This window comes from Streptomyces sp. NPDC101225, assembly GCF_044767585.1.
Taxonomy (GTDB): domain Bacteria; phylum Actinomycetota; class Actinomycetes; order Streptomycetales; family Streptomycetaceae; genus Streptomyces.
On record NZ_JBIWOE010000015.1, the window covers coordinates 99,703 to 111,497 of the forward strand.

An 11,795-nucleotide genomic window follows, 5' to 3' on the forward strand; every position below is an offset into this window, starting at 1 on the left:
CGGCACGGGCTTCACAGCACCTTCCGCTGCACCAGCGCCGACAGCACCAGTGCTCCCGGCAGCAGCGGCAGCCAGACCGTCAGGACGCGGTAGCCGATGACGGCCGTCGTCGCGATGTCCATGGGAGCGCCGAGGGCGTTCATGGCGAGGACGACGGCCGCGTCCACGGGGCCGATGCCGCCGGGCGCGGGCACGGCCCCGACCGCCGTGCTCGCCGCCAGGAAGGCGAAGGTGACCTGCGCCCAGCTCAGGGGTGAGCCGAGCGCCGCCCCGACCGCGAAGATCACGCTCGCCTGGAGCACCGGTGCCGCGGCCGCCCCGCCCCACAGGGCGGCGATCCGCGCGGGGCGGGTGTGCAGCAGCCGTACGTCGGTGAGCGCGCAGCGCAGGGCGTCGAGCAGCGGGCGGCGCAGCGGACGCACGGTCGCCACGAGGAGGGCCGAGAGGCCGAGGCCGAGGGCCGCGCCGCCGCCGATCAGGAGCAGCGTCCAGCCCCCCGGCACCAGGCCGCCGGTCAGCAGGACGTCGGGGAACGCCACCAGGAAGACGAGCAGGACCAGGGTCTTCGCGATCGGCCTGACCACCGCGTACAGGGCCAGCGAGGCGGTGGCGCGGGGCAGGGGCACACCGCGGTTCTGCAGGAAGCGCAGGGTGACGGCGTGGGCGCCGAGGCTGGCCGGAAGGGCGTGGTTGGCGGTGCCGGCGGCGAACTGCGACGCGATCAGCAGGCCCGTCGGGAGTCTCTCCGGCAGGGCGCCCTGGCGGACGCAGGCCGCCGTCAGCCAGCCCAGGCAGGTGAAGAGCAGGGCGAGCAGCAGCCACCAGGGGTCGGCCGAGGCGAGGCGGGCGGAGCCGTCGTACACGGTCCGCCAGTCGATCGCGACCCATACGCCGATCAGCAGCAGGGGCAGCAGCACCAGTGCCCGGCGCAGCAGCACGGCGGCGCGGGAGGGGCGCAGGGGAGGAGCGGCGGAGGGGCCCGCGACGGGGAGGGGGCCGCGGACTTCTTCGAGCGGGAGCAGGGACACGGCGCACGTCGTCCTTTCACGTCGGCCCGGGCGACGGGGTGCGGCGCATGGCAGCAGGGGACGGCGGAACCGTTCCCGCCCGGCGTGACGGCCTGGTGTCCGGGAGCCGAAGGGGCGCGGGCGGGCGGACGACGCGGCAGCCTCTCCGGTTGTGCCCCGCACGGCGGTCCGTGAATCATTCAGCCAGCGAAGTGTTGACTTCCGGATGAACAAGCCAGCACCATCCTTGGGTGACCTCCGAGCACGTCTACGCGGGCACGGCCCTGTCCTCCGTCTCCTCCGAGGTGGACGAGGCGGTCCACCGCTGCCTCGTCGCCGGCTTCGAGGGCACGACGGCCTTCCCCGACACGCTCAAGCGGCTCGTCGACCGCGGCCTGGGCGGCGTCGTCCTGTTCACCCGCAACGTCCGGGACGCGGAGCAGGTCCGTGAGCTCACCGACGCCCTGCGGGCGATCCGCCCCGATCTGCTGGTGGGCATCGACAACGAGGGCGGCGGCATCGGCCACCTGGTGGCCGCCGGTGCCCCCGAGGTCCCCGGCTCCTACGCCCTCGGCGTCGCCGACGACCCGGACCTGACCGCCCGCTGCGCCGACGCGCTCGCCGGTCATCTGGCCACGCTCGGCATCAGCGCCACCTACGCCCCCGTCGCCGACCTCCAGCGGCGGCCCGACAACCCGATCGTGCGCACCCGCTCCTTCGGCGCCGGCCCCGGCCTCGCCGCCCGGCACCTGCGCGCCTGGATCGCCGCCACCGAGGCGCGCGGCATCGCCTCCTGCGCCAAGCACTTCCCCGGCCACGGCGGCACCGCGACCGACAGCCACTTCGACCTGCCCGTCGACCCGCGGCCGTACGACGACCTGCGCGTCGACCTCGAACCCTTCCGCGCGGCGGTCGCCGCGGGCGTGCCGATGCTGATGAGCGCGCACGTCGTCTTCCCGGCGCTGGACGCCGAGCGCCCCGCCACCCTCAGCCGCCGCATCCTGGGCGACCTGCTGCGCCGCGACCTCGGCTTCGAGGGCGTGCTGGTCAGCGACGCCCTGGAGATGGAGGCGATCGCCGGCCACTACGGCGAGGCGGCCGGTGCCCGGATGGCGCTCGCCGCGGGCGCGGACCAGGTCGTCGTCTCCGTACCGGACCTGGAGGTCACGCTGGCCTGCCGCGACGCGGTGCTCGACGCCGTGGACTCCGGCCGGCTGGCCGAGGAGCGGGTGCGGGAGGCGGCGGAGCGGGTGCGGCGGCTCGCCGAGCGGTACGCGGTCCCCGCCGCCGGGCCGGTGCCCGCGTGGGACGGCGGGGCCGGACCGGAGGCGGCCCGGCGCGCCGTGCGCAGCCGTCCCCTGCCCCCGCCCGTGCGCGGCGTCCACATCGTCGACCTCTTCCCGCCGCCCCACCCGGCCCTGAACTGGGGCGGCGAGGACCTGCTCACCGAACTGCGCGCGCTCGACCCGACGGCATGCGGAACGGCGGTCGGCGGGGAGCCGGCCGACCCCGGCGCCCTGGTCGACGGCATCCTGCACATGGCCGCCGGCGCACCCCTGGTGGTGGCCACCTGCGACGCCGGCCTGCACCCCTGGCAGGCCCGCTTCCGGGACGCGCTGCTGGCCCGGCGGCCGGAGGCGGTACGGGTGGACACCGGGCTGCCGGAGGGCGGGGACCTGTGCTCCTACGGGCGCGGACGGGTCAATCTGCGGGCCCTGGCCGAGGTGCTGACCGGCGCCTGAGCCCCGCGAGGAGTGGAATCCAGGAGTGGAGTACGCGACAGACATGCCCGGCCGTCCGGACGAGAGCGCGGACGAACCGCCGCCGCCCCTGGTGATCGGCCTCGACGCCGGCGGCACCCGTACCCGCGCGGTGCTGGCCGCCGCCGCGGACGGCCGCGTCCTCGGTGCGGGCGCCGCCGGACCGGGCAACGCCCTCACCGTCCCGCCGGCCCTCCTCACCGCACACCTCGCCGAGGCCCTCTCCCGGGCGGTGCCCGAGGCCGCGCGGAGCCGGGTCGTCGCCGTGGCGGGCGGCTTCGCGGGTGCCACGGGGGCCGCGGGGGACGAGCCCGGGCACCTGACCGCCCTGGCCGCGCTCGGGGACGCGCTGCGGCGGATCGGCGTGCCCGCCTGCCCGGTCTCCGTCGGCAGCGACATCGAGGCCGCCTTCGCCTCCGCCCCCGGCACCCCGGCCGACGGCCTCGCCCTCGTCGCCGGCACGGGCGCCGTCGCGGCGCGCATCGCCGGCCGCCGCTGCACGGCCACGGTCGACGGCGACGGCTGGCTCCTCGGCGACGACGGCAGTGGCTTCTGGATCGGCCGCCGGGCGGTGCGGGCCGCGCTGCGGATGGCGGACGGCCGGGGTGCGGCGACCGTGCTGGCCGACGCGGTGGGCCGGGCCCTGGGCCTGCCCGCGGAGGTCCTGCCGGACCCGGCGGCGTCCGGCTGGTCGCGGGCCGGCCGCGAGCGCTACCGCATGCATCTGCTCCCCGCCGTCATGGCCGAGCCCCCGGCCCGGCTGGCCCGGCTGGCCCCGCTGGTGGCCGAGGCGGACCGGGCGAAGGACGGGGTGGCGCGGGCGATCCTCGACGAGGCCGCCGAGCGGCTGACCGACACCGTCAGGGCGCTCGGGCCGCGGGCGGGCGAGCGCGTGGTGGCCACCGGCGGACTGCTCGGCCCCGAGGGCCCCCTGACCGCGGGCCTGACGGCCCGGCTGGGGACGCTCGGCCTGACGCCGGAGTGGGTGGCGGACGGCTGCGCGGGCGCCGTGGCCCTGGCGCGGATCGCCTACGGAGACCGCGGGTGAACCGGTGCCCCGCGGTCACTTCCTCCGGCGCGACGTCACCGCGTGACGCGGCGTGATGTGGTCGGTCAGTGCCAGCGAGGCGCTGGCGCGCTGGTAGGTGAGCTGGGCGACGCGGACGTAGAGGCAGTCGACGAGCATCAGGACCGAGTGGCGGCCGCCGATGCTGCCCGTGCGGAAGCTGGTCTCCGAGGCGGCCGAGATGAGGCGGATGCCGGCGGCCCGGGCGAGCGGCGAGCGCGGGTCCGTGGTCAGGGCGATCGTGGTGGCGCCCCGCTCCCCGGCCGTCTCCAGCGGTTCGAGGGTCTCGCGGGTCGCGCCGGAGTGCGAGATGCCGATGGCCACGTCCGCCGGGGTGAGCAGCGCCGCGGAGGTGGCCGCCCCGTGCACCTCGGTCCAGCCGCGCACCTGGCAGCCGATGCGGAACAGCCGCGTCTCGGTCTCCTGCGCCACGGCGCCGCTGCCGCCGATGCCGTAGACGTCGATGCGCCGGGCCTTGGCGAGGGCCTGGGAGGCGCGTTCCAGGGCGTCGAGGTCGATGCGGTCGACGGTCTGCTGGATCGCGCGCAGGTCCGCGACGCCGATGACCTGGACGACCCGCTCCAGGCCGTCGTCGGGGGAGATGTCGGTGTCGATCTCGGTGGAGCCCCAGTCGGAGACCTCGCCGCGGCCGCGCTCCTGGGCCAGTTCGATCAGCAGGTGCTGGTAGGACTCGAGCCCGATGGCGCGGCAGAAACGGGTCACCGTGGCCTGCGAGGTGCCCGTGCGCCGGCCCAGTTCGGCGGCCGAGCAGCGGGTGACGGCGGCGGGGTCGTCCAGGATCAGCTCACCGACCTTGCGCAGCGACCCGGCCAGCCGGGGAAGCTCGGTGCGGATCAGCGCGGTGACGTCCGTGGGGGGCATGAGGAGAAGGTATCAGCCACCGTTCGGGGCAAGGATTGAATACCAGGACCAGTCCGGCGGGCACATTCCGTGCCGCGCACGTGCTTTCCTCGCCCGTTGCTGGCCGTCCGGGCCGTGTGGTTTATTGATTCAGCTGTTGAGGCTCATCTGGGGTGGTTCAATCCACCAGTGGGGAGTGCCGCGTGACCGTCGACTCCGTCAGCGCCGAAGGCTTCGCGCAGCAGGGCCTGGCCGTCCTGCGGGACCTCGCCGGGTCGGCGCGCGAGGAGGTGGCGGCCGCCGCCGCACTCGTCGCCGACTGCATCCGCGCCGACGGCGTGATCCAGGCCTTCGGCACCGGGCACTCGCAGGCCCTCGTCCTCGAACTCGCGGGCCGCGCGGGCGGGCTCGTCCCCACCAACCGCCTCGGCATCGCCGACCTGGTCCTCTACGGGGGCGACGAGCCGAGCGTCCTCGCCGACCCGCTCCTGGAGCGCAGCGAAGGCGTGGCCGAACGGCTCTACGGCCTCGCGGGGCCGAGCCCCCAGGACCTCTTCGTGATCATCTCCAACTCCGGTGTCAACAACGTCGTCGTGGAGATGGCACTGCACGCCAAGGAGCGGGGCCACCGCCTCCTCGCCATCACCTCCCTCGCGCACACCCGCGCCGTCCCCGCCGGACACCCGAGCGGCAGGAAGCTCGCCGACATCGCCGACGTCGTCCTCGACAACCGGGCCCCGCGCGGCGACGCCCTCCTCGGCCTGCCGGGCGGGGGCTCCGTGTGCGCCCTGTCCACGCTCACCGGCGTGATGCTGGTCCAGATGACCGTCGCCGCCGCCGCGCGCCTCCTCCTCGACTCCGGCGAGCGCCCGCCCGTCTACGTCTCCGCCAACGTCCCCGGCGGCTTCGAGGGCAACCTCGAACTGGAGCGGCGCTACGCGGGGCGCATCCGGCGCACGGCGGGCTGAGGGCGCTCCGGGCCCGGCCGCCGAGCCGCTCGATCCACATTGTGGTGCGGGTCACAGCAGGTCTAGTGTGAAGGCGCTTGGAGGGTCAGCCCGGGCGAGCCGAACGGCGGCACGCGTCCGGGCCTGCTCCGGGTGAGGAAGTGATCTCTTTGTCCGTCGCGTGGGACGACATCGGCGGGCTCGTCGATGCTCATGAACGGTTCCTGGCCGGTGCCCGCGTCGAGGCGGATGTGCGGGGCCCGGTGCTGGAGTCCTGGAAGCGCTGCCGGTCCGTGGGCCTCCAGCCGCATGAGCTGCTGCTGCCCTACGAGGCCGGGCTGACCCTGGACGAGCGGTTCCTGCGCGCGGCCGAACCGGTCCTGGCGGACCTGGTCGACTCCCTGGCGGAGATGGGCACGGTGCTCGCGGTGTGCGACGGGCGGGGCCGGGTGATCCAGCGGCTCGGCGGCGAGAAGGGACTGCGCGACCGCCTCGACGCGGTGCACTTCGCCCCGGGGTTCGACGCCTCCGAAGGGGTGGCCGGCACCAACGGCGTCGGCACCGCACTCGCCCAGCGCGGACCCGTGTACGTCGTCGGCCGCGAGCACTTCGCCGACTGCCTGCAGCCCTTCGCCTGCGCCGGCTCGCCCGTGCGCAATCCGCTGAGCGGACGCGTCGAGGCCGTCCTCGACCTCACCTGCCTGCGCGACGACGGCGACCCCGCCATGCTGCGGCTGGTCCGCGCGGCCGCCGAGGACATCGAGAGCCGGCTGCTGGAGCAGGCCACCGAGCGGGAGCGGGCACTCCTGGCCGCCTACCGCGCCGCGGGCTTCGCGGCGCACGGCGTACCGCGGCCGGCCGACCGCCTCGTGCCGGACCACGACGGCGACCGGCTCGGCCGGATCGACCTCGCCGTGCTGCGGGAGAAGGCCGAGGAGCTCATCGCCTCGCCGCACCGCACCCTCGACGAGGTCCTCCTGTCGGGCGGCCGCGTCGCCACCCTGCTGCGGCGCCGGCTCCTGGGCGCGGCGGGGGAGGCGGGAGCCGCGGTGGAGGCGCGCATCGCCGGCGGGCCGCGGCTGACCGGGCTCGGGCTGCCCCTCACACCGGCGGCCGAGGCCACCGCCGACGGCCCGGCGAAGACGGCGGGCCCGGCGCCGGACGGGACGCCGGCACGCCCCGCCGGCGGACGCCCCGCCGCACCCCCGGCAGCGCGGCCGGTCGAAACCGTCGGGGACATCCTCGACGGCGCCGAGAGCCGGCTGCTGCTCCTCGGCGAGCCCGGGGTCGGACGGCTGGCCGTGCTCGCGCGCAGACGGCTGGAGTTCCTGCACGAGGCCGGCACCCGGATCGGCACCACCCTCGACGTCACCCGCACCGCGGAGGAGCTGGCCGAGGTGATGGTGCCGCGCTTCGCCGACTTCGCCGCCGTCGACCTGCCCGACGCGGTGCTCAGGGGAGAGGAGCCCGAGGAGCTCGGCGGCCTCGACGCGCTGCGCCGGGTGGCCATCCGCGCCGTCCGCAGACAGCCCCACAACCTCTACGACGTCGGTGACACCGTCGCCTACGTGCCGTCCACCCCGCAGGCGCGCTGCCTGGAGACCAGGCAGTCCGTCATGGAACCCGTCCTGGCCGAGGCGGGCGGCTGGTTCGCGCAGGACCCCCGGCGGCTGGAGCGGGTGCTCGCGGCGGGCGTCCACTCGCTGATCACCGTGCCGCTGCGGGCCCGCGGCACCACCCTCGGCGTGGCCAGCTTCTACCGCTCCGTGCGGCCCGCCTCCTTCGAGGACGACGACCTCTCCCTCGCCCAGGAGCTGGCCGGCCGGGCGGCGATCTGCATCGACAACGCCCGCCGCTACACCCGCGAGCACAACACCGCCCTCGCTCTCCAGCGCAGCCTGCTGCCCAAGGGCCGCCCCGAGCAGAGCGCGGTCGAGGTCGCCTGCCGCTACCTGCCCGCGCAGGCCGGCGTCGGCGGCGACTGGTTCGACGTCATCCCGCTGTCCGGCGCCCGCGTCGCGCTGGTCGTCGGGGACGTCGTCGGCCACGGCCTGCACGCCGCCGCCACCATGGGCCGGCTGCGCACCGCCGTGCAGAACTTCTGCTCGCTCGACCTGTCCCCCGACGACCTCCTCACCCACCTCGACGACCTCGTCGGGCGCCTCGACCGGGGCGAGGGCTGGGACGTGGAGAGCGCCCAGGCCGACTCCGGCATCGTCGGAGCGACCTGCCTCTACGCCGTCTACGACCCCGTCTCGCGGCGCTGCAGCCTCACCTGCGCCGGGCATCCGCTGCCCGCGGTCGTCGCACCGGACGGCACCGTCGAGTTCGTCGACCTGCCCTCCGGCCAGCTCCTGGGCCTCGGCGGCATGCCCTTCGAGACCATCGAGCTGGAACTGGCCGAAGGCAGCCAACTGGTGCTCTACACCGACGGACTGGTGGAGGACCGGCACCGCGACATCGACTCCGGCCTGGACCGGCTGCGCACCGTCCTGGCCGCCGCCGGGCGGGCGCCGGAGGACACCTGCGAGGCGGTCCTCGACGCGCTGCTGCCCGTCCGGCCGGGCGACGACGTGGCCCTGCTGGTCGCCCGCACCCACGTCCTCGGCCCGGACCGGATCGCCGAGTGGGAACTGCCCTGCGACCCGGCGGTCGTCTCCCGCGCCCGCTCCGCGGTCACCCGGCAGCTCGCCGCGTGGGGCCTGGACGACCTGGCGTTCACCACCGAACTGGTCGCGAGCGAACTCGTCACCAACGCCATCCGCCACGCCACCGGCCCCGTCCAGCTCCGCCTCCTGCGCGACCGCGCCCTGATCTGCGAGGTCTCCGACGGCAGCAGCACCTCGCCCCGCCTGCGCCGCGCCCGCAGCGAGGACGAGGGCGGCCGCGGGCTGTTCCTCGTCGCGCGCCTCACGGAACGGTGGGGGACCCGGTACACGCCGTACGGCAAGGTGATCTGGACGGAACAGCCGCTGCCCTGACACCGCCCCGCCGACGTCACCAGTACGTCAGCAGCAGGTGGTTGACCAGCAGCGCGAGCACGGCCTGCGCGGCCAGCCAGCCGCGCGGCCTCGGCAGGAACGCGCAGCACGGCAGCAGCCACAGCGCGAACGGCAGCCAGATGCGTTCCGTCTCCGCCTTGCTCATGCCGGACACGTCGGCGACGAGCAGGGCCAGCAGGGCCGCGCCCACGAGGGCACCGAGGCACAGCGTGGCCCGCTCGGTGGCCCTCACCCGGAGGCGGCGCAGGCCCGCCGCCGTCGCCGGTCCCACGATGAACACCGTGCAGGCCGGATTGGCCCACACCCAGTAGCCGTACGGCCGTACGCCGCCCGCCCCCTGGTAGTAGCGGGTGACCAGCAGGTGGTACGCCGCCCACCAGTCGAAGCCGAGCGCGGTGAACACGGCCGGGACGACGGCGAGTCCGGCGAGCAGGAAGGGGAGCGGGCGGACACGGTGGGAGCCCAGGAGCAGGACGGCCGCCGCGATCAGGGCGAAGAGCGTGAGGCCGTACGAGAGGTAGGCGGTCAGGCCGAACAGCAGGCCCGAGACGAACCCCGTCAGGGCCGGGCGGCGCCCCGTCACCGCGAGCGCGAGGAACGCCACCGCCCACGCGGCGACCGCCGCGAAGTACCCGTCGGCCGACGTGCCCACCCACACCGCGCCCGGGGCCAGCACGAGGAAGGGGGCGGCGCGCCGGGCCAGCTTCTCGTCGGCCAGGGCGCGCACCGTGACCAGCACCGCGGCCGCCGCCGTCGTACCGGCCGTGATGACGAAGGCCCCCGCCCAGCCGCCACCGCCCAGGCCGATCCGGTCCAGCAGGACGAAGGTGACGGTGGCTCCCGCGGGGTGGCCCGCGACGTGGGCGGGCCAGTTGCCGGGGGAGTCGATGAGGATGTGGTGGGTGAAGTCCCGCAGGGTGGCGGGGATGTCGTGGAAGCGGCCGATGACCTGGAGGTACTCGTTGCGGGTGGTCAGCCGGCCGGCGACGCCCAGGTGCCAGCCGTCGACGAGGGCGAGGGACCACGTCCAGGCCATGGCCGTCCCCCAGGCGGTCAGCAGCAGTGGACGCCAGGGCAGACGGACGGCGAGGGAGGGGCCGTAGGCCACGACGGCCACCGCGACGGCGACGGCCGCCGGGGTGCCGGGGCCCAGGTGCGGGTCCCATTTCGCCAGCAGCGGGGGCCAGCTGACGCGCAGCGAGCCGTCGCGGTGCTGGATGCCGGTGCCGACCACGGCGGCCACCACGACGAGCAGCGCGGCGGCCGCGGCGGCGTACAGGTCTCGGCGCAGATCGCGGTTCACGGACCGAACGCTAGGCTGCGGAACCTGCCCCGGACGGCTGACGTGCGCGGACGTCAGCGTTTCGTCATGGTTCGCAGAGCCGCTCTTGGGGTGATGCGGACCTACGGTCGGGTCATGAGACGCACTCCCTTCTCACCCTCCTTCTGGCGCAGCCCCCTGCGCGGCCCCTGGTTCACCTCGGTGCTCGGCGTCGTCCTGCTCGTCGGGATCACCGTGCTGTTCGTGACGGGACTGCTCTCGTACGCCGCCTACAACCCGGGCCTGTCACCGGTGAACGACAAGACACCGGGCAAGGGGATCCTCGGCTTCTACCTCTTCTCCTGGCCGACCGACCCGCACTGGCTGTACCGGCTCACCCAGGGCGTCCACGTCACCCTCGGGATCACCCTGATCCCCGTCCTGCTGGCCAAGCTGTGGTCGGTGGTGCCCAAGCTGTTCACCCTGCCCCCGGCGCGCTCGCTCGCGCACGCCCTGGAGCGCCTGTCGCTGCTGCTGCTGGTCGGCGGCGGGCTGTTCGAGTTCGTCACCGGCGTGCTCAACGTCCAGCTCGACTACATCTTCCCCGGCTCCTTCTACCCCCTGCACTTCTACGGCGCCTGGGTGTTCTTCGGCGCGTTCGTCGCGCACGCCGTGCTGAAGATGCCGGTCGCGTGGCGGAATCTGCGCCGGATGCGGGAGGGGGACCAGCCCGAGCGGACCGAGCTGGTGGCCCCCGACCCCGATCCGCCCACGGTCTCCCGGCGGGGCGCGCTCGGGCTGGTCGGGGGCGGCTCGCTGCTGCTGTTCGCCACCACGGTGGGACAGGACGTCGACGGGCTGCGGTGGAGCGCGGTGCTCGCGCCGCACGGCGCCGATCCGGGGAACGGGCCCGGCGGCTTCCAGATCAACAAGACGGCGGCGTACGCGGGTATCGGCGCGGCCGACATGAGCGAGGAGAACTGGCGCCTGACGGTGACGGGACGCACCGGCACGGTCCGGCTCAGCCGCGCCGACCTGCTCCGGCTCCCGCTGCACAGCTCGGCGCTGCCCATCGCGTGCGTGGAGGGCTGGTCGACGTCGGACCAGTGGTGGCGCGGGGTGCGGCTGCGGGATCTGGCCGCGCTGGTGGGCCACGACGTCAGTCCGCCCGACGTGTTCGTGGAGTCGCTGCAACGCCACGGTGCCTTCCGCCGGGCCGCCCTGCGCGCCAACCAGGTCGCCGACCCGCGCTCCCTGCTCGCCCTGTTCGTCAACGGCGAGCCCCTGACCCCCGACCACGGCCACCCGGCCCGCATCATCGTTCCCGCGGCCCCCGGCGTCCTCAACACCAAATGGGTGGCCAATCTGACCTTCGGAGACCTGCCATGATCCGCCCCCGCCCGAGCCTCCCGCGCCTGACCCTCCCCCGCCTGACCCTCCCGCTCGGCAGCCCGCTGCAGATCCTGCTGCTGTCCTGCTCGTTCGCGCTGTCGGCGTACGCGGGGGTGCAGCTGCTGGAGAACGACTGGTTCGAGGTGGCCCTGTGGATCGTGGGGGCGGCGCTCCTGCACGATCTGGTCCTGCTGCCCCTGTACGCGGCGGCGGACCACGCCCTCGTGCGCGTGGCCGGCCCACGCCGGCGAGGGGTGAACTACGTCCGCGTCCCGGCCGCCCTCTCCCTGCTCCTCCTGCTGGTCTGGTTCCCGCTGATCAGCGGGCAGGTGACGGAGCGCTACCGAGCGGCCACCGCGCTGCCGGCGGACCGGTTCCTGACGCGGTGGCTGCTGGTGACGGCGGTGCTCTTCGGAGGGTCGGCGGCGGTGTTCGTGACGCGGTCGGTGCGGTCGCGCAGGGCGGTGCGGCAGCGGGCGCGGCCCGTGCGCTGAGCGGT

General features: G+C 75.3%; 9 protein-coding genes. 6 read left to right on the plus strand and 3 right to left on the minus strand.

Features of this window, described 5'->3' with window-relative positions:
• Positions 1–11: 11 nt before the first annotated feature.
• Positions 12–1,028: a YbhN family protein gene (locus ACIRPX_RS21995; RefSeq protein ID WP_404197057.1), complete on the minus strand. Its 1,017-nt coding sequence runs from the start codon at positions 1,026–1,028 to the stop codon at positions 12–14.
• 230 nt (positions 1,029–1,258) lie between these two features.
• Here ACIRPX_RS21995 and ACIRPX_RS22000 point away from each other — a divergent pair, with 230 nt between their 5' ends.
• Together ACIRPX_RS22000 and ACIRPX_RS22005 are read left to right on the plus strand one after the other, a co-directional pair.
• The gene (locus ACIRPX_RS22000) at positions 1,259–2,749 is read left to right on the plus strand and encodes a glycoside hydrolase family 3 N-terminal domain-containing protein (RefSeq protein WP_404197059.1); all 1,491 of its coding nucleotides are present in this window, start codon (positions 1,259–1,261) and stop codon (positions 2,747–2,749) included.
• 43 nt (positions 2,750–2,792) lie between these two features.
• The gene (locus tag ACIRPX_RS22005) at positions 2,793–3,815 is read left to right on the plus strand and encodes an N-acetylglucosamine kinase (RefSeq protein WP_404197276.1); all 1,023 of its coding nucleotides are present in this window, start codon (positions 2,793–2,795) and stop codon (positions 3,813–3,815) included.
• A gap of 15 nt (positions 3,816–3,830) precedes the next feature.
• Here ACIRPX_RS22005 and ACIRPX_RS22010 read toward each other — a convergent pair whose 3' ends face one another.
• A complete protein-coding gene (locus ACIRPX_RS22010; protein ID WP_404197061.1) occupies positions 3,831–4,715 on the minus strand; it encodes a MurR/RpiR family transcriptional regulator in 885 nt (294 codons plus the stop codon).
• 182 nt (positions 4,716–4,897) lie between these two features.
• Between ACIRPX_RS22010 and ACIRPX_RS22015 the strand changes: the two genes are divergently transcribed.
• Entirely contained in the window at positions 4,898–5,662 is a 765-nt protein-coding gene (locus tag ACIRPX_RS22015; RefSeq protein WP_404197064.1) for a sugar isomerase domain-containing protein, read from the plus strand.
• Between the two features lie 140 nt (positions 5,663–5,802).
• Positions 5,803–8,622, plus strand: coding sequence for a SpoIIE family protein phosphatase (locus ACIRPX_RS22020; protein WP_404197067.1), 2,820 nt, complete (start codon positions 5,803–5,805; stop codon positions 8,620–8,622).
• Between the two features lie 16 nt (positions 8,623–8,638).
• On the opposite strand, the gene ACIRPX_RS22025 is transcribed toward ACIRPX_RS22020, so the two are convergent.
• Positions 8,639–9,946 (minus strand): hypothetical protein, encoded by a 1,308-nt coding sequence (locus tag ACIRPX_RS22025; protein ID WP_404197070.1) that lies wholly within the window; start codon positions 9,944–9,946, stop codon positions 8,639–8,641.
• A gap of 114 nt (positions 9,947–10,060) precedes the next feature.
• Between ACIRPX_RS22025 and ACIRPX_RS22030 the strand changes: the two genes are divergently transcribed.
• Together ACIRPX_RS22030 and ACIRPX_RS22035 are read left to right on the plus strand one after the other, a co-directional pair.
• Entirely contained in the window at positions 10,061–11,293 is a 1,233-nt protein-coding gene (locus ACIRPX_RS22030; RefSeq protein WP_404197073.1) for a molybdopterin-dependent oxidoreductase, read from the plus strand.
• The gene (locus ACIRPX_RS22035; protein ID WP_404197076.1) at positions 11,290–11,790 is read left to right on the plus strand and encodes a hypothetical protein; all 501 of its coding nucleotides are present in this window, start codon (positions 11,290–11,292) and stop codon (positions 11,788–11,790) included. Before ACIRPX_RS22030 ends, ACIRPX_RS22035 begins: the two co-directional genes overlap by 4 nt.
• The last annotated feature ends 5 nt before the right edge of the window (positions 11,791–11,795 follow it).